The organism is Nonomuraea sp. WAC 01424 (genome assembly GCF_003947315.1).
GTDB lineage: Bacteria > Actinomycetota > Actinomycetes > Streptosporangiales > Streptosporangiaceae > Nonomuraea > Nonomuraea spiralis.
The window spans coordinates 280,830-298,339 of sequence record NZ_QHHZ01000005.1; the positions used below are offsets into that span (position 1 = coordinate 280,830).

Annotated in this window: 16 protein-coding genes; 9 read left to right on the top strand and 7 right to left on the bottom strand. The window is 72.8% G+C overall.

The annotated features are described in order from the left end of the window. Positions 1–15: 15 nt before the first annotated feature. The 3 genes from DMB42_RS16125 to DMB42_RS16135 all read left to right on the top strand — a co-directional run bounded on the left by DMB42_RS16125 (position 16) and on the right by DMB42_RS16135 (position 3,318). Positions 16–726: an SDR family oxidoreductase gene (locus DMB42_RS16125; protein ID WP_125635300.1), complete on the top strand. Its 711-nt coding sequence runs from the start codon at positions 16–18 to the stop codon at positions 724–726. A 35-nt stretch (positions 727–761) separates the two neighbouring features. Further along, a complete protein-coding gene (locus DMB42_RS16130) occupies positions 762–2,159 on the top strand; it encodes a glutamate--cysteine ligase (RefSeq protein ID WP_125635302.1) in 1,398 nt (465 codons plus the stop codon). Positions 2,160–2,289: 130 nt separating this feature from the next. Further along, entirely contained in the window at positions 2,290–3,318 is a 1,029-nt protein-coding gene (locus DMB42_RS16135; protein WP_125635304.1) for a hypothetical protein, read from the top strand. A 9-nt stretch (positions 3,319–3,327) separates the two neighbouring features. Here DMB42_RS16135 and DMB42_RS16140 read toward each other — a convergent pair whose 3' ends face one another. Then, on the bottom strand, positions 3,328–4,047 hold the full coding sequence (locus tag DMB42_RS16140; RefSeq protein ID WP_125635306.1) for a PaaX family transcriptional regulator C-terminal domain-containing protein: 720 nt from the start codon (positions 4,045–4,047) through the stop codon (positions 3,328–3,330). 31 nt (positions 4,048–4,078) lie between these two features. Between DMB42_RS16140 and DMB42_RS16145 the strand changes: the two genes are divergently transcribed. After that, positions 4,079–5,773: an acyl-CoA dehydrogenase family protein gene (locus tag DMB42_RS16145; protein WP_125635308.1), complete on the top strand. Its 1,695-nt coding sequence runs from the start codon at positions 4,079–4,081 to the stop codon at positions 5,771–5,773. 64 nt (positions 5,774–5,837) lie between these two features. Beyond that, a complete protein-coding gene (locus DMB42_RS16150; protein ID WP_125635310.1) occupies positions 5,838–6,584 on the top strand; it encodes a crotonase/enoyl-CoA hydratase family protein in 747 nt (248 codons plus the stop codon). Positions 6,585–6,592: 8 nt separating this feature from the next. On the opposite strand, the gene DMB42_RS16155 is transcribed toward DMB42_RS16150, so the two are convergent. Continuing rightward, a complete protein-coding gene (locus tag DMB42_RS16155) occupies positions 6,593–7,873 on the bottom strand; it encodes an FAD-binding oxidoreductase (RefSeq protein WP_221762180.1) in 1,281 nt (426 codons plus the stop codon). Between the two features lie 148 nt (positions 7,874–8,021). On the opposite strand from DMB42_RS16155, the gene ligD reads away from it, so the two are divergent. Further along, positions 8,022–9,218: a non-homologous end-joining DNA ligase gene (gene ligD, locus DMB42_RS16160; RefSeq protein WP_125635312.1), complete on the top strand. Its 1,197-nt coding sequence runs from the start codon at positions 8,022–8,024 to the stop codon at positions 9,216–9,218. Positions 9,219–9,243: 25 nt separating this feature from the next. On the opposite strand, the gene DMB42_RS16165 is transcribed toward ligD, so the two are convergent. From DMB42_RS16165 to DMB42_RS16175, 3 genes are all read right to left on the bottom strand, one after another. Then, positions 9,244–10,659 carry an FAD-binding oxidoreductase gene (locus tag DMB42_RS16165; protein ID WP_125635314.1) on the bottom strand — a complete coding sequence of 472 codons (1,416 nt, stop codon included), beginning with the start codon at positions 10,657–10,659 and terminating at the stop codon, positions 9,244–9,246. Then, entirely contained in the window at positions 10,656–11,267 is a 612-nt protein-coding gene (locus tag DMB42_RS16170; protein WP_125635315.1) for a helix-turn-helix domain-containing protein, read from the bottom strand. Before DMB42_RS16170 ends, DMB42_RS16165 begins: the two co-directional genes overlap by 4 nt. 102 nt (positions 11,268–11,369) lie before the next feature. Then, entirely contained in the window at positions 11,370–12,257 is an 888-nt protein-coding gene (locus DMB42_RS16175) for an SDR family oxidoreductase (RefSeq protein WP_125635317.1), read from the bottom strand. A gap of 87 nt (positions 12,258–12,344) precedes the next feature. On the opposite strand from DMB42_RS16175, the gene DMB42_RS16180 reads away from it, so the two are divergent. Continuing rightward, positions 12,345–14,111: a thiamine pyrophosphate-dependent enzyme gene (locus tag DMB42_RS16180; protein ID WP_125635319.1), complete on the top strand. Its 1,767-nt coding sequence runs from the start codon at positions 12,345–12,347 to the stop codon at positions 14,109–14,111. A gap of 67 nt (positions 14,112–14,178) precedes the next feature. On the opposite strand, the gene DMB42_RS16185 is transcribed toward DMB42_RS16180, so the two are convergent. Next, entirely contained in the window at positions 14,179–14,931 is a 753-nt protein-coding gene (locus tag DMB42_RS16185) for an IclR family transcriptional regulator (RefSeq protein WP_125635321.1), read from the bottom strand. An 80-nt stretch (positions 14,932–15,011) separates the two neighbouring features. Here DMB42_RS16185 and pobA point away from each other — a divergent pair, with 80 nt between their 5' ends. Then, entirely contained in the window at positions 15,012–16,172 is a 1,161-nt protein-coding gene (gene pobA, locus DMB42_RS16190) for a 4-hydroxybenzoate 3-monooxygenase (RefSeq protein WP_125635323.1), read from the top strand. Between the two features lie 41 nt (positions 16,173–16,213). Continuing rightward, complete coding sequence (locus tag DMB42_RS16195) at positions 16,214–16,519, top strand: DUF6401 family natural product biosynthesis protein (RefSeq protein ID WP_221762181.1); 306 nt, start codon at positions 16,214–16,216, stop codon at positions 16,517–16,519. Between the two features lie 94 nt (positions 16,520–16,613). Here DMB42_RS16195 and DMB42_RS16200 read toward each other — a convergent pair whose 3' ends face one another. Beyond that, complete coding sequence (locus DMB42_RS16200) at positions 16,614–17,408, bottom strand: mechanosensitive ion channel family protein (RefSeq protein ID WP_125635827.1); 795 nt, start codon at positions 17,406–17,408, stop codon at positions 16,614–16,616. Positions 17,409–17,510 lie beyond the last annotated feature (102 nt).

Below are 17,510 nucleotides of genomic sequence, written 5' to 3' on the forward strand. Positions count from 1 at the left end.
GGCGCGCCTTGGGCCATGACGACGACTGCCCTCATCACGGGCGCCAACAAGGGAATCGGCTACGAGATCGCGCGGCTGCTGGCCGAGCGGGGGATCACCGCGATCGTGGGAGCGCGCGACGAGGAGCGCGGGCGGGCCGCCGCCGCCCGGCTGGGCCTGCCGTACGTGCGGATCGACGTGACCGACGAGGAGAGCGTGGCCGCCGCCGCCAAGTGGATCGAGGCCGAGCACGGCTCGCTGGACATCCTCGTCAACAACGCCGGCGTCGCCGGGTCCATGGCCGCCGGCGTCCCCAGCGCCGCCACCGCGCGGCAGTTCAGGGACGTCTACGAGACGAACGTGTTCGGCGTGGTCACCGTGACCAACGCCATGCTGCCGCTGCTGCGCAGGTCACCGGCGGCCCGGATCGTGAACCTGTCCAGCGAGCTGGGCTCGATCAGCCTGGCGCTCACGAAGGACAGCCCGTTCTGGGAGCTGAACTTCGCCGCCTACAACTCCTCCAAGACCGCGCTCAACATGATCACCGTCTGCTACGCCAAGGAGCTGATGGACACCCCCGTCAAGGTGAACGCCGCCAACCCCGGCTACTGCGCCACCGACCTCAACGGGCACACCGGCTTCCGTACGGCCGAGCAGGGCGCGGCCGAGGCCGTACGGCTGGCCACCCTGGACGCCGACGGCCCGACCGGCGCCTATCTGGAGGACGCCGGGCCGATCGGCTGGTGAGGTGTCAAGCCCTGCGTACTGGACAGAAGGGGGCGATGGGACGAGATCTGGATAAGGAACGGTTCTCCGAGGCGGAGTACGCGCGCTTCGGAGAACGTATCCGCGAGCAGCTCGGCACGCTCCGCGAACTGCTCGACACCCCCGGCTTCGGCCAGGGCCCGGCCACGATCGGGGCCGAGCTGGAGCTGTTCCTCGTGGACGAGCAAGGACGGCCCCTGCCGCGCAACGACGAGGTGCGGGACGCGCTCGGCGACCCGCGCGTCGTGCTCGAACTGGGCCGCTTCAACATAGAGGTCAACCTCACCCCGCTGCCCCTGGCGGGCGCCCCCTTCGAGCGGATGGGGGCCGAGATCCAGGAGACGGTGACCAAGGTGGACGCCGCCGTCGAGGGCGGCGGGGCGCTGCCGATCGGCATCCTGCCCACGCTGGACGCCGAGGACTTCACCATCGGCGCCTTGAGCGACCAGAACCGCTACCGGGCCATGAGCAGGGGCATCAGGCGGCTGCGGCTGGAACCGTTCCTCGTCAAGATCGAGGATCTGGAGCTGGCCGTGGAGGACGTGATCCTGGAGAGCGCCAACACCTCCTGGCAGGTGCACATCCGCACGCCGCCCGACCGTTTCGCCCGGCTGTTCAACGCCGCCCAGCTCGCCATCGGGCCGGTGCTGGCCGCGTGCGGCAACTCGCCGTTCTTCCTGGGCAGGGACCTGTGGGCGGAGACGCGGATCGCGCTGATGGAGGAGGCGGCCGACGACCGCGACGTGGAACGGCGCGGGCGCAGGGACGGGCGGGTCACGTTCGGCTCGGACTGGGTGCGGGAGGGCGCGCACGAGCTGTTCGAGCGGTACGTACGGGACTACGAGCCGATCGTGCCCGACCTGACCGACGACGCCGAGCCGCACGAAGTGCCCGAGCTGCGGCTGCACCAGGGCACGATCTGGCAGTGGAACCGGCCCGTCTACGACCCGGCGGACGGCGGCCACCTGCGGGTGGAGATGCGCGCGCTGCCGGCCGGGCCCTCCTGCGCCGACATGACCGCGAACACCGCGTTCCTGCTGGGGCTGACGCTGTCGCAGGCCGAGCGGGACCTGACCGGCTACCGGTTCGCCGAGGCGTACCAGAACTTCTACCGCGCCGCCCAGGACGGGCTGGAGGCCAAGCTGGCCTGGCCGGGGCTGGACGGCGAGTTCGAGGCCGGCGACCTGGTGCTCAGGCTGCTGCCCGAGGCGCGGGCCGCGCTGCTGGCGGCCGGGGTGACCCCGCACGACGCCGACACCGCGCTCGACGTCATCGCCCAGCGCACCCGGCTGCGCCGCACCGGCGCGGTGTGGCAGCGCGAGGCCCTGGCGCGCTTCGGCGGCGACCGGGACCGGCTCGTGCGCCGCTACCGGGAGCTGGCCCTGTCGGGGTTGCCGGTGCATCTGTGGGACTGAACGCCCGAGCCTGTGGGACCGAACCCCCGCATCTGTGGGACCGAACGCCTGAGTCTGTGGGGCTGAACGGCAACAAATGCCGCCGCACGTCCGTCAAACTACTCCGAGAGACGGACGGAGTGAGGCAGATATGGCGGCGACGGGGATGGTTCCGGCCGACAAGGCGGCCTACGCGTTAACACGAGCGACGGGGACCCTGGCCGAGGGAGCGGCGAAGCTGGCCGAGGAGATCGGCGCGACCGGGGTCGAGGCCCTGCTGGCCCACGCCAACAGGACCGCCGTCCACAAGGGCGCCACGGCCGCGCTCGGCTCGATGCAGCCCAGGCCCTCGGAGTGGTACGCCTTCGACGGCAAGGACCAGGACACCACCGACTGGTACCCGCAGGGTCTGACCTGCGGCGAGGAGTCGGGCAACATCGGCGTGCCGGTGCTGCTGGTGAGCTGGTACTTCAAGCCGGAGGCGGGCGAGCGGGGGATCCGGGTCTCCTTCCTCAGCCCTCGCACGCTCAGGTACCAGCACGCGCTGCTGGTCGAGGCCAGGCCCGACGGGTCGTACGGGCCGATCGACATCCACGCGGGCGGCATCGCCTGTCACGGCGACCTGCTCTACGTCGCCGACACCGTCAGGGGCCTGCGCGTCTTCGACCTGGGCAAGCTGCTCGACCTGCGCACCGCCCAGAACGACCTGGGCGACCCGGCCCGCGTCGGACGGTCCGGCGGCCGATTCCACGCCTTCGGCTACCGCTACCTGCTGCCGCAGACCGACTGCTGGAAGGTCGTGCGCGGTGGCCCGCACTTCTCGTTCCTGTCGGTCGACCGCAGCGGCGGCACGCCCGCGCTGGTCTCGGGCGAGTACCGGCAGGACGACCCCGGCGGGTGGGTCGCCCGCTGGAACCTGCCGCTGACCGACGGCACGCCCAAGGACGCGTTCGTGATGGGACAGGCCAAGATCCAGGGGGCGGTCTCGTGGGGCGGCAAGTGGTACCTGAGCCAGGCGGCCGACGGCAACACCAACGGCAGGCTGCTCGTCCACAGCGGTGACAAGATGCTGACCAGGTCCTACCCGATCGGTCCCGAGGACCTGACGGTGCGCGGCGGCAAGTTGTGGAGCGTCACCGAGTTCCGGAACAAGCGCATCATCTTCGCCGTCGCGCTCTGACGCGGGGGCTCACGCCTCCATGTGGCGGCGCAGCACCTCGCGGTAGCGGCGGTCGAAGTCGTCGTAGCGGGTGCGCAGGGCCGACCCGGGCCAGCCGGCGGGCAGGAGTTCGGCGGGCAGCAGCGGGTCGGCCAGCAGGTGGCGCAGCACGGCGGCCGAGACGAGGAAGCCCTCGGCCAGCCCGTCGGCCCGGTCGAGCGCGCCTTCCAGCCGGTGCGCCTCGGCGGCCCAGCCGTCGAGGTCCCACAGCAGCGGGGTGGGGTCGCCGTGCGGGCGGCCGTCGATCAGCGTGCACTGCGCGGTGACGGTCTCGGGCCAGGCGCGCACCAGGTTCGCCGGGCGCAGCCAGGTGCCCTCGCGCAGTTCGGCCATGCGCAGCGCGGACATCGCGTGGCGGAGGGCGGCCCGGTCGGCCGGGGCACGCCGCTCGGCGGTCACCACGGCCACCTCCCACGTGCCGTCCCACGGCCTGGTGTGCGGGTCGCGGCTCTCGTCCTGGCGGGCCTGGCGCTCGACCAGCCGCGCGGACAGCGTGTAGCGGCCGTCGTGCTGCGTCAGGTCGCCGGCGGCCACCATGCGCGACAACGCCACCCGGACCGTGCCCTCGGCGATGCCGAACAGCGCGCCGATGCGCACCAGGTGGCGGGCCGGCAGGCGCGGCGGGTGGCTGCCCAGCAGCGCGCTCAGGACCGCCGACCGGGCGCTGAGTGTGGTGTTACGCTCTTCCATCGTGTGTTGATTATATGTAACACTCGCGAGTATGGGCCGGTATCTCATCGAACCTTTCGACCACAGCGACCGCTACGCCACCGAGCGTTACCAGGGGGCGGCCGGGCGCAACTGGTGGACCTGCGACCCCACGCTGCGCCTGCTCATGCGGCGCCACCTCGGCGAGGGCTACGCCTGGGCCGAGCCCCGCCTGGAACGGCTCGGCGCGCTCATGGGCGGCCTGGTCGCCGAGTGCGCCGAGGAGACCGACCGCAACCCGCCCCGCCTGGAGAAGTACGACAAGTGGGGCAGGGACGTCAGCCGCGTCGTCATGCCACCGTCGTTCCTGACCGCGCGGGCGGCGCTCATGGAGGACAACTTCACCTCGCCGTCGTTCGCCGAGGAGGCCCGGTCGAACTGGGCCGACCCGTCCGCGCTGGCCGCCGCCTGGACGTACCTGCTCGACCAGGCCGACATCGGGATGGGCTGCGCGCTCGGCACCGGCGGGGACATGGTGGTCTCGCTGGCCGAGAAGCACGCGCCCCCGGACGTACGCGACCGGGTGCGGCAGATCTTCGCCGACGGGTTCTACTCGGGCGAGGCCGCTCAGATGTTCACCGAACGCACCGGCGGGTCCGACCTGGCCGCCCTGGAGGCGACGGCCGAGCCCGACGGCGAGGCGTGGCGGCTGACCGGGTTCAAGTGGTTCGCCTCCAACGCCAACGGGTCGGCGTTCGTGGTGCTCGCGCGGACGCCCGACGGGGCGGTGGCGCCGTTCCTGGCGTTGTGGGAGCGGCGCGACGGCTCGCGCAACGCGGTGCGAATCCGGCGGCTGAAGGACAAACTGGGCACCCGCTCGGTCGCCTCGGCCGAGGTCGAGTTCACCGGCGCGGAGGCGTTCCTGCTGGCCGGCCAGGGCTCCGGCTCCGGGCTCGGCACGATGATGAAGCTCACCAACGCCTCCCGCCTGGGCGTGGCCATGATGGGCGTCGGCGTGGCCAGGCGGGCCCTGGTCGAGTCGATCTGCTACGCGCGTTCCCGCGAGGCGTTCGGCCGCCCGCTCATCGAGCAGCCGCTGATGCGCCGCAAGCTCGCCGAGCTGATCGTCGAGGTCGAGGCCGCCCAGGTCATGGTCTTCGACGGCCTGGCCGGGCACCGGTTGCGGCTCGGCCCCGCGCTGATCAAGCTGCGTACCGCCCGGCTCGGCGTGACGGCGGCCAGCGACGCGGTCGAGGTCCACGGCGGCAACGGCTACATCGAGCAGTGGCCGGTGGCCCGGCTGCTGCGCGACGCCCAGGTCAACCCGATCTGGGAGGGCGGCGACAACATCCTGTGCCTGGACGTGCGCCGGGCCATGGTCCGCGAGCACGCCCACGAGCCGTTCCTGGACCGGGTCGAGGAGGCCGTCGCGGCGGCTCCCGAGGGCGACGCGGCGACCGCCGACCTCGTACGCGCGCGTGCCGACGACCTCCGCAAGGCGATCACCGCCTGGTCGGCGCTCGACCCGGCGACGGCCGAGGCCCGCCTGTACCCGCTGGCCCAGTTCATGGCCGACGTCTACGGCGCGGCGCTGCTGCTGGAGCAGGCCGGCTGGGAACAGCGGGCGGGCTTCGGCGACCGCAAGGCGCTGGTGGCCCGCCTGTACGCCGAGGAGCACCTGGGCGACCACGGTCCGCTGCGCGGCCTCGACCGCCCGGCCGAGGCGCTCGACCGCTTCGACGAACTGGCCGGGGGAGCCCTCGGCTAGGCCGTGACGGGGGTACGCTCGGCAGGTTTCCCCGAGGCGAGCACGTTCTCGCGAGGAGGATGGCATGACCGTACGCGTCGAGCGCGAGGGCCCCGTCACGACCGTGGTGATCAGCAGGCCGGAGGCGCGCAACGCGGTGGACAGGAAGACCGCCGACGCGCTCACGGACGCGTTCGCCGACTTCGAGCGCTCCGACGCGGCCGTCGCGGTGCTGTGGGGCGAGGGCGGCACGTTCTGCGCGGGCGCCGACCTCAAGGCGCTGGACAACCACGTCGGCGAGGACGGCGACGGCCCCATGGGCCCCACCAGGATGCGCCTGTCCAAGCCGGTCGTCGCCGCCGTCGCCGGGCACGCCGTGGCCGGCGGGCTGGAGCTCGCCCTCTGGTGCGACCTGCGGGTGGCCGAGGAGGACGCGGTGTTCGGCGTCTTCTGCCGCCGCTGGGGCGTGCCGCTGATCGACGGCGGCACCGTACGGCTGCCCCGGCTCGTCGGCGCCTCCCGCGCCATGGACATGATCCTCACCGGCCGCCCGGTGCACGCCCCCGAGGCCCGCGACATCGGCCTGGTCAACCGCCTGGTGCCCACCGGCACGGCCCGGCGGCACGCCGAGGAGCTGGCCGCGTCGATCGCGGCGTTCCCGCAGGCGTGCCTGCGCGGCGACCGCATGTCGCTGCTGGAGCAGCACGGCCTCCCCGAGGAGGAGGCGATGCGCAACGAGCTGCGCCACGGCCTGGTCTCACTGCCCGACGCCGCGGCGGGCGCCGCCAGGTTCGCCGCCGGCGCCGGCCGCCACGGGGACTTCGCCCAGTAGGGCGGGGATCAGCCGAGCACGGGGTAGTTGGCCCTGATCACGCTGAGCGGGTCGCGGGCGCGCTTGAGCGCGCGCAACCGGGTCAGCGTCTCGGGCGAGAACGCGGCCGCCGCCTGCTCGCCGCCGTGCAACATCGTGTACGGCCGCCGCCCGCTGCCGTACGGCACCAGCGCCTTGCCCAGCCGCTCCAGCCGCTCCGACACCTCCTCAGAGGCCATGCCGAGCGCGTGCACGAGGTACGGCTCCGGCAGCCGCTCCACCGCCCCGCCGCCCTCGACCGGCCTGGCCACCGCCCCGCCCAGGTGCCGGACCTGCACCGCGACCAGCGGCTCGATCGGCTCGCCGAGCAGCACGCCGGCGACCTCGTCGTCCAGCCCGGTCAGCAGCTCGGTGTGACCCGCGCCAGGGCTCGGGTCGACCGGCTCGTCGCAGATCGAGGCCAGCTCGGCCACCGGCAGCGGCCGCCTGGTGTCGGCGATCGCCCCGCCGACGGCCTCGAACGGCCGCAGCAGCGTCCCGGGGTCGGCCCCCAGGTAGGTGCAGTCCATCATGACGAAGCCGGGCGCCCCGGGCGGGGTCAGGAGCTGGAACCACACCGTCAGCTCCTCCGGCGCGGACTCGGTGACCTCGCGGAAGGCGGCCATGACCTGGGCGGCCCGGTCCGCCGGCCAGATGATCCGGCCGCCGTACAGGAAGGGCGCCGGGTGCAGGTCGAACTCCAGCGCCGTCACGATCGCGAAGTCGCCGCCGCCGCCGCGCAGGGCCCAGAACAGCTCCGGATCGCGCTCGGCGGTCACCCGGATCCGGCCGCCCTCGGCGTCCACGGCGTCGAAGGCGCGCACGCTGTTGGCGGCGAAGCCGTACTTCCTGCTGAACCAGCTCAGACCGCCGCCAAGGGTGTACCCGGTCACGCTCACCACCGGCGAGCTGCCCGCCAGGCCGGTCAGCCCGAGCGGGCTCGCCGCGGCCAGCACCTCGCCCCACTTCACACCGGCGCCGACGCGCGCCACCCCGTCCTCGATCTCCACCCCGCCCAGCCGGCCGGTGCGCAGCAGGATCGCCCCCTCGGTGTCGCCCGACGCGCCGTGGCCGCCCGGCTGCGCGGTCACCGCGAGGCCGTGCCGGCGGGCGTAGCCGATCACGGCCGCCACGTCGTCGGCGTCGGCCGCCTCGACGACCGCGCGTACCGGCTGGTCCACCGACAGGTTCCAGGGCCGGCGGGCCGCGTCGAACCCGTCGTCGCCGGGGAGCAGCACCGGGCCGGTCGTCACGTTCCTCAGTTCGTTCATGTGGTCGATCGTGCCCTGGGGCACTTGCGGGGGAATTGGGGTTGACTTGAGGGTCCGTGGCGCCGGGGCCGTCCGGGCCGCCCGGGGCGCCCGCCGCCGGGAGTGGCGTCCCGGCTGACTGTCGGAGCCGCCGCGTATCGTGATCGACATGCCTGACATCGAGGTCGCGGGGCGCGCCGTGCACATCACCAGCCCCGACAAGGTGGTCTTCCCGCAGTCCGGCCACACCAAGCTCGACCTGATCCGCTTCTACGAGGCGGTGGGCGAGGGGGCGCTGCGGGGCGTCCACGGGCGGCCGATGGTGCTCAAACGGTTCGTCCACGGCATCGAGCAGGAGGCGTTCTTCCAGAAGCGCGCGCCGGCCAAGCGGCCCGACTGGATCGAGGTGGCCGAGCTGCGCTACCGGTCCGGCCTGAGCGCGGAAGAGGTGGTCTGCACCGATCTGGCGCAGTTGTTGTGGGTGGTCAACCTCGGGTGCGTCGACCTCAACCCCCATCCGGTGCGCGCCGACGACCTGGCCAGGCCCGACGAGCTGCGTATCGACCTCGATCCCGTCCCCGGCGTCGGGTGGGCCGACGTGCTGGCGACGGCGCAGGTGGCGCGGGAGGTGCTGGCCGACCACGGGCTGGTCGCCTGGCCGAAGACGTCCGGGTCGCGCGGGTTCCACGTCTACGCCCGCATCGAGCGGCGATGGTCGTTCGCCCAGGTGCGCAAGGCGGCCGAGACCGTGGCGCGCGAGGTCGAACGACGGGCTCCGGACCTGGCGACCAGCCGGTGGTGGAAGGAGGAACGCCACGGCGTGTTCGTCGACTTCAACCAGAACGCCTACGACCGCACGGTCGCTTCGGCGTACTCGGTGCGCGCCGTGCCCGACGCCCGGGTGTCCACGCCGCTCACGTGGGACGAGGTGCCCGGCTGCCGGCCCGAGACGTTCACGATCGACACCGTCCCCGGGCGGCTGGCCGAGCTCGGCGACCCGTGGGAGGACATCGACCTGCACGCGGGCTCGCTCGACGGGCTGCTGGCGCTGGCCGAGGAGCTCGGGCCGGCGCCCAAGCCGCCCAAGGGCAGCGGGCGCAGGCAGCAGACCGTGCCGGTCATCGAGATCGCCAGGGCCCAGCACAAGGACGAGGCCATGGCGGGGCTCGACCGCTGGAAGGCCCGCCACCCGGAGGTCGCGGCCCGGCTGGAGCCCGCCGACGTGCTGGTCGACGCCATGCGGGGGCGCAGCAGCGTGTGGTACCGGATCCGCGTCAACCTCCAGCACGTGCCGGAGGGCGAGCGGCCCGGCCAGGAGGCGCTGGAGGTCGACTACGACCCCTGGCAGGGCGCGGGCGGCCCCTGAGGGCACGCCCCCGAAGGGGGAGGGGTCAGCGGCCGGAGACGAGGTCGCCGAGGCGGGCGTAGAGCGACGTGGTCGTGCCGCGGTCGTTCTCGTGCCGGTCGGCGGCCCTGAACAGCGTGTAGATGAGCTGCACGCCGGCCCACCGCAGCGGTTCCGGCTCCCACTGCCGCACCTGCCGGCCCACCCACGGCAGCGCCGTCAGCTCGGTGTCCTGCCGCAGCACCAGGTCGCGCAGCGTGCGCCCGGCCAGGTTCGTGGTGGTGACGCCGCTGCCGACGTACCCGCCGGCCCAGCCGAGCCCGGTCGCGTGGTCCAGATGCACGGTCGAGCACCAGTCGCGCGGCACGCCGAGCACCCCGCACCACGAGTGCTGCACCCGCGCGTCGGCCGCCGCCGGGAAGAGCTTGACCAGCATCCGCCACAACAGCGCCACGGTCCGCTCCTGGGTGGCCCCCCGGCGGTCGGTACGCGACCCGAACCGGTACGGCACCCCCCGCCCGCCGATCGCGATCCGGTCGTCGGCCGTGCGCTGGGCGTAGACGTAGGCGTGGGCCTGGTCGCCGAGCAGTTCGTGCCCGGCCCAGCCGATGTGCTTCCACACCTCGGCGGGCAGCGGCTCGGTGACGATCATGGAGCTGTTCATCGGCAGCCACTGCCGGTGCTGCCCGGCCAGGGAGGCGGTGAAGCCCTCGGTGGCGCGGATGACGTACTCGGCCGAGACGACGCCGAGCGGCGTGTGCGCCGACGCCTTGCCGCCCTCGCGCGGCCGGATCTCGGTCACCGTCGTGCCCTCGAAGATGTCCACGCCCAGCGCGGCGACCGCCGAGGCCAGCCCGACGGCGAGCTTGGCCGGCTGCACGCGGGCGCAGTGCGGCGAGTACGCGGCCTCCAGCGTGCCCGCCACCTGGAGGCGTTCGCGCTGCTCGTCGCGGTCCATCAGGCGCATGTCGGCCTCGCCGTAGCCCCAGGAGCGCAGGTCGGCGACCTCCTCGCGCAGCCGCCGCCGCTGGGCCGGGTTGGTCGCGACGTGCACGAGGCCGCCCTTGTGCACGTCGGCATCGATGCCCTCGGCGCGGGTGACGTCGATGACCTCGTCCACGGCGCGGAACATGGCTTGCTGGAGGTCGATCATGGCCTGCCGGCCGCGCGCCTTGGCGTGCCGCTCGCGCGAGCCGGCGAACTCGGCCGACAGCCAGCCGCCGTTGCGCCCCGAGGCCCCGAACCCGGCGAACTCCTTCTCCAGGATCGCGATCCGCAGGTCGGGCTGCGCCTTCTTCAGGTAGTACGCGGTCCACAGGCCGGTGTAGCCGCCGCCGACGATCGCCACGTCGTACTCGCGGGACCCGGGCAGGGACGGCCGCCTGGCGGGCAGGCCGATCTGCCGGTACCAGAACGAGACGCCCCCGTTGGCGAAGTCGTCGGTGAGCGGGATGCCTGTCATGACTGTTCTGCCTCCACGGCTGCTGCTTGCCCGGCCGCTGCTTCCCCGGCGGACGGGGTCGGTGGGCTGATCACCCAGAGCACCTCGGCGGTCTCGTCGCCGTCGTTGACCACCCGGTGCGGGACCGACGTGCGGTACTCCACGCTGTCGCCGGGCCCGAGCGGGTGGACGGCGGCGGACCCGGCGGGGCCCAGCCAGAGCGTGAGACTGCCGCGCAGCACGAGGAAGATCTCCTGCGAGTCGCCGTGCGTGTACGGCTCGTCGCCCGTGGAGGAGCCCGGGTCGAACTCCCCGGCGTACATCTCCAGGGTGCGCAGCGGGCGCTGGGAGATCAGGAACTTGCGGGTGCCCGGCCCGGTGGCCAGCTCGGGACGCTCGGCGCGGGTCACCACGCGGTGGGCGGGCTCGTCGTCCTCGTTGAACAGGTCGGCCACCGTGATGCCGAGCGCCGAGGCGATCCTGCGCAGCATGCCGATGCTCGCGCTGGTCTGCCCGCGTTCGAGCTGGCTGATGAAGCTCGGGCTGGCCTTGGCCTCGCCGGCCAGGGCGCGCACGGTCATGCCGCGCATGCCGCGGTAGACCCGGATGCGGGTGCCCAGGTCGCTCATCGAACCCCTCGATCGGTCAGGCTGAACAAGTTGTTCAGTGACGGTACCGACGGCGGAGAAAGCCCAGCAAGAGGGGGGTGCCTAACGAAACGGTAACCGGTCTCAGCCGCGGGTCGGCCGCTGGTAACCCTCGTCGCCGCCGTACACGTGCCGCGAGGGGTCGTGCTCGGGCTGGTTGGCCGGGCTGGTCGGGGAGGCGGTGTGCTCCTCGGCGAAGTCGTCCGACGGCGCCGGGGGCGGCGGGAACAGGTAGTCGTGCCAGGTGATCCGGCCGCTGGGCTCGGCGTCGGTGGTGAACGCGCCCGCGCGCTGGGCGGCGGCCAGCCTGCCGGGGAAACGTACCGGCAGGCACGGGCGGCGCAGGTGACGGGCTTCGAGCCAGATCCTGGCCAGTTCCTCGGTGTCGAGGACCTGCGGGCCGCCGTACTCGATGACGGCGCACGCGGGGCCGCCGGCGAGCAGCGCGGCCAGGCGCAGCGCGACGTCGTTCACGTGCACCGGCTGCCAGGGCAGGGAACGGTCCACGGGCAACACGGGCAGCACCGAGAAGTCGCGCAGCAGCCCGTCCAGCCGCTGGTGGAACGGGGTGGCGCGGACGACCGTCCAGGCCATGCCACTCTCCTTGACCAGCCGCTCGGCCTCCAGCTTGTGCCGCTGGCCGGGCGCGCGGTCCGCGCCGACGACCGAGGTCAGCAGCACGTGCGCGACCCCCGCCGCGCGGGCCGCCGCGACCAGCGTGCGGGTGCCGGCCAGGTCGACCTGCGCGCTCCCCTTGCGGCCGCCGGTGGCCAGGTGCGCGATCGCCTCGACCTGTCGTACGGCCTCCGCGACGCCCTTCCCGGAGGCCAGGTCGCCCCACATCCACTCGACGCCCCCGCGGCTCTCGTGCCGGGTACGGCTCAACGCGCGTACCCGATGTCCCGCCTTGAGCAGGACGGGCAGCAGAGCCCTGCCGAGGGTGCCGGTGGCTCCTGTGACCAGAATGCGCATGTCCGGTTCCTACCCGCGAATCCCCAGAGATGACAATGATTTTCGTGGCGAGGTCTGTCGGCGGCAGAGCAGGGTAGAGCCGCCAATATGGCTCGTATCGCATCCGAATCCCTGATAGAGCGGCTGGCCGAGTGGGGTGTCGACACCGTCTTCGGCATGCCGGGCGACGGCATCAACGGCATCATGGAGGGGCTGCGCCGTCACCGTGACCGGGTGCGGTTCGTGCTGGTGCACCACGAGGAGGCCGCCGCCTTCATGGCCACCGGCTACGCCAAGGCCACGGGACGGATCGGCGTGTGCCTGGCCACCTCGGGCCCCGGCGGCATCCACCTGCTCAACGGCCTCTACGACGCCAAGCTCGACCACGTACCGGTGCTGGCCATCACCGGCATGCAGGAGACCGCCGTGCTCGGCACCGGCTACCAGCAGGAGGTCCACCTCGACAAGCTGTTCGCCGACGTGGCCGAGTACAACATGATGATCACCAACCCGGCCCAGCTGCCCTCGCTGGTGGACCTGGCCGTCCGGACGGCCTACGCGCGGCGCGGCGTCGCCCACCTCACGCTGCCCAACGACATCCAGGTGGCCGACGCGGGGGCGGACCCGTACAGGACGGTCGCGCCGGTGCGGGCGCCGGAGACCGCGCCGATCTACCTGCGGCCCTCGGGGCTGCCGCGGCAGGCGGACCTGGCGCGGGCCGCCGAGGTGCTCAACAGCGCCGAACGGCCCGCCATCCTGGTCGGGCAGGGCGCGCTGCACGCCCGCCAGGAGGTGCTGGCCGTGGCCGAGGCGCTGGGGGCGCCGGTGGTCAAGACGCTGCCCGGCAAGGCCGTCGTCCCGGACGAGTCGCCGTACACGACGGGCGGGATCGGGCTGCTCGGCACCAGGCCGAGCGAGGATCTGATGGACGACGCCGACGTGTTGTTCATGGTGGGCACGAACTTCCCCTACTCCAAGTTCCTGCCGGAGCCGGGCAACGCGCGGGTGGTGCAGTTCGAGGCCGACCCGGCCAGGGCGGGGACGCGGGTGCCGACCGACGTGCCCGTGGTGTGCGACGCCAAGGAGGGCCTGCGGGAGCTGCTGCCGCTGCTGACCCCCAGGAACGGCGACGGCCACCTGGCGAAGTACCAGAAGCTCATGGCCAAGTGGCGCTCCGACATGGACGCCCTGGAGAACCCGGACAGAGACCCCATCGCCCCCCAGTACGTCATGTCCGTCATCGACGACCTGGCCGCCGACGACGCCATCCTCACCTGCGACAGCGGCACGATCGCGACCTGGGCCGCGCGCCACTGGACGATCCGCGGCGAACGCGAGTTCTACCTGTCGGGCACGCTGGCCACGATGGCCCCGGGCCTGCCGTACGCCATCGCCATGCAGCACGCCTTCCCCGGCCGGCAGGTCATCGCCTACGTCGGCGACGGCGGGTTCGCGATGCTGATGGCCGAGTTCCTGACCGCCGCGCAGCACCGGCTGCCGGTCAAGGTCGTCATCAACAACAACAACTCGCTCGGGCAGATCCTGTGGGAGCAGATGGTGCTCGGCTACCCCGAGCACGGCGTGCGCTTCGGCCGTCCCGAGGCCGACTACTCGACCTGGGCCAGGGCGTGCGGCGGGTTCGGCGCCAAGGTCACCCAGGCCGGCGACGTGGTCGCGGCCGTCAGGCAGGCGCTGGCCCACGACGGCCCGGCCCTGGTGGACGTGGACGTCAACCCGAACGAGCCGCCCATGCCCGGCAAGGTCTCCTACGACCAGGCCAAGAGCTTCGCCACGGCCTTCCTCAAGGGCCAGCCGCACAAGGCGGCCATCGCGACCACCCTGTTCAAGGACCGCATCCAGAGACTCGGCGACTGACCAGCCGCTCCCAGGGGGTCTCGGAGGCGCGGGCGGGTTCAGGGGGTCTCGTAGGAGCAGGCGCGTTTCAGGGGCCCTCGTAGGCGCGGGCGATCTGGGCGGCGGTCTCCAGGAGCGGGTCGACCAGCCGGGGCAGCTCGCGGGAGCGCCGCGAGGCGAGCACGATCCCGAGCGCCGCCACCACCCGGCCGCCCGCCAGGATCGGCGCCGCCGCCGAGCACGAGCCGAGCGTCATCTCCTCGTGCGTCAGCGCGTAACCCCGCTCGCGCACCGCCGCCAGCTCCCTGGCCAGCCGGCCGGGCTCGGTGACGGTGTGCGGCGTCGGACGTTCGAGCTTGCGGGCCAGGTACGCCTGCGCGAACCACTCCGGCTCGAAGGCCAGCAGCGCCTTGCCCACCCCCGTCGGATGCATCGGCAGCCGCCCGCCCGTACGCGAGACGATGGGCACGGCCCGCCTGCCGTACACCTTGTCCACGTACAGGACCTCCAGGCCGTCGCGGACGGCCAGGTGCACGTTCTCGCCGGTGGCGGCGAACAGCTCCTGGAGCCAGGGGTGCGCGCGGCCGAGCAGGCTGCCGGGCGCGAGCTGGCCGAGCTCCCACAGCCGCAGCCCCACCCGCAGCCGCCCGTCGGGGGTACGGCTGAGCGCCTGCCACTCCTCCAGTTCGGCCACCAGCCGGTGGGCCGTGCTCAGCGGCACCCCGCTGCGCCTGGCCAGGTCGGTCAGCGTGAGCCGCGGATGGGCCGCGTCGAACGCCCCCAGGATCGCCAGCACCTTGGACGTCACCGTCTGCCCCGGCCGGCGCGCTCCTCCCGACATGACCACACTCCTGCACAGTTCTTCCACTCAGTGGAAGAGGTTACTCGGCTCCCAGGACCGCGAGGCAGCAGACTTCCCTCATGCGAACTCAGGTCGGGATCATCGGCGCGGGGCCCGCGGGCCTGCTGCTTTCTCATCTGCTCCACCTGCGCGGCATCTCCTCGGTGGTGCTGGAACGGCGCAGCCGCGACTACGTCGAGCGGCGCGTCCGCGCGGGCGTCCTGGAGCAGGGCACGGTGGACACGCTCGACGAGGCGGGCGTCGGCGCGCGGATGCGCCGCGAGGGCCTGCCCCACCACGGCATCGAGCTGCGGTACGGCGGCGCCGGCCACCGCGTCGCCTTCGACAAGCTGGTCCCCGGCCGCGCCATCACCGTGTACGGGCAGCAGGAGGTCGTCAAGGACCTGATCGCGGCCCAGCAGGCGGGCGGCGGCGACCTGCGGTTCGAGGTCGAGGACGTGGCGGTGCACTCGCTGGAGTCCGAGCCGTACGTCACCTTCGGCGGCGAACGGCTCGACTGCGACGTGATCGCCGGCTGCGACGGGTTCCACGGCGTCTCCCGGCCGAGCGTCCCGGAAGGGGTGCTGGAGGTGTTCGAGCGGGAGTACCCGTTCGCGTGGCTCGGTGTCCTGGCCGAGGTGGCGCCGTCGTCGGAGGAGCTGATCTACGCCAGGACCGAGCGCGGTTTCGCGCTGCACAGCATGCGCTCGCCCACGGTCAGCCGCTTCTACCTCCAGGTCCCCGCCGACACCGACGTCGCGGACTGGCCGGACGAGCGCGTATGGGCCGAGCTGAAGGCCCGCCTGGAGACCGTCCCGGGCTTCGAGCTGGCCACGGGCGAGATCATCGAGAAGGGCGTCACCCCGATGCGCTCCTTCGTCGTGGAACCCATGCAGTACGGCCGGCTCTACCTCGCCGGGGACGCCGCGCACATCGTGCCGCCGACCGGCGCCAAGGGCCTCAACCTGGCCGTGGCCGACGTGCGCGTGCTGACCGAGGCGCTGGCGGCCTTCTTCGAGCGCGGCTCGTCTGAGCTGCTCGACGGCTACTCGCGGGCGTGTCTGAAGCGGGTCTGGCGGGCGCAGCACTTCTCGTGGTGGATGACGACGCTGCTGCACAGCTTCGACGACGACGACCCGTACGGACGCCGGCTCCAGACCTCCTACCTGGACTACGTCACCTCCTCGGAGGCGGCGGCGACCACGCTGGCCGAGAACTACGTCGGGCTGCCCTTCGACTGACCCCGAGCCGCCGACCTCGGACGATGCCTTAAAGTTGGCGAGTGGTTTTCGAGGAGGGCTGGGCGCTTTCGCCCCTGCGGTGGTTGATGGACACGCTGGGCCATGCCCAGCTCGCCAGGATGGAGGCCGAGCCCGCGCTGGTCGCGGCCGTGGATCAGCACGCGGCCGTGCTGCGTGACGCGATCCCGCTCGACCGCGAGTCCCTGGGCGACTACCTGCTGGGTTTCCTCGACGAGCTGCGCCACCGCGGCTGGATCTTCAGCGGCGACCACGACGCGCCCGCGCTGCGCCTGACGGCGGTCTGCTGGCTGGCCCGCGAACAGGGCTTCCTGGCCGAACCGGCCTGATCCCGCGCTCCCGGCCGGACCACGCGCTCTGCGGGCGCGTGACCGGCCGTGGCGGGGTCCGCGTGACCGGGCGCTCGTCCCGGCCACACGGAGCTCAGGTCGACTCCGGCGGGATGTCCGCACGGGTCGCGCCGCCGGGCGTCGTCCGCACCGGCTGCGTCGGCTCGGACGGCCGGGTCATCGTGCGGGCGTCCTCACGTCCCCGCTGGTATGCCTCGGCGTGCGCCCTGGCCTGCGGCGCCTCCGCCTCGATCCGGCTGATCCAGCGTTCCCAGCGCTGCTGCATCGGACGTACGAGCCCGCCGCCGAGTCCGATGGCGAGGATCGCGCCGATGGTGGCGAGCACGGTGATGAGCACCGGGGTCGTGACGGTCGTGGCGACGCCGATCTGGTTGAGCGCGGCGATGATGCCGAGCGCCCAGATGAACACGGCGGCCGCGATGCCCAGCCAGCGGCCGTAGGACAGACCGCCGAGCGCGCCGTCGATCAGGTCCCTGACGGCCCGGGCGATCGCCCCGGCGATCACGATGATCACGATGGCGACCACGGCCCTGGGCAGCCACGCCACCACTCCGGTCAGCAGCGCCGAGATCGGGTTGGGCCCGAAGACGCTGAAGGCGATCTGCAGGGTGATCAGCAGGATCGCGTAGTAGACGAGCTTGGCCAGCAGGCTGCTGGCGTCGTACCGGCTGCGTTCCAGCCAGCGCTGTACGCCGCTGCGCTGCACCGCGCGGTCGAACCCCACCCGCTCAAGGATCTTGTCCACGAGTTTCTGCAGCGCCTTCGCCACGATCCACCCGATGATCAGGATCACCACGAACGCGACGAACCTGGGCACGAACGTCGCGACCTGCCGCCAGGCGTCCGTCAGACCCTGGCCGATATTGATGTCCACGGTTTCCTCCAGGACGAGGAGCCAATGGAATCGCGCTACCCGCCCAAAAAGCGACCATGCACTCAGGGACACCAAAAGTTCGCACACTGCTACATA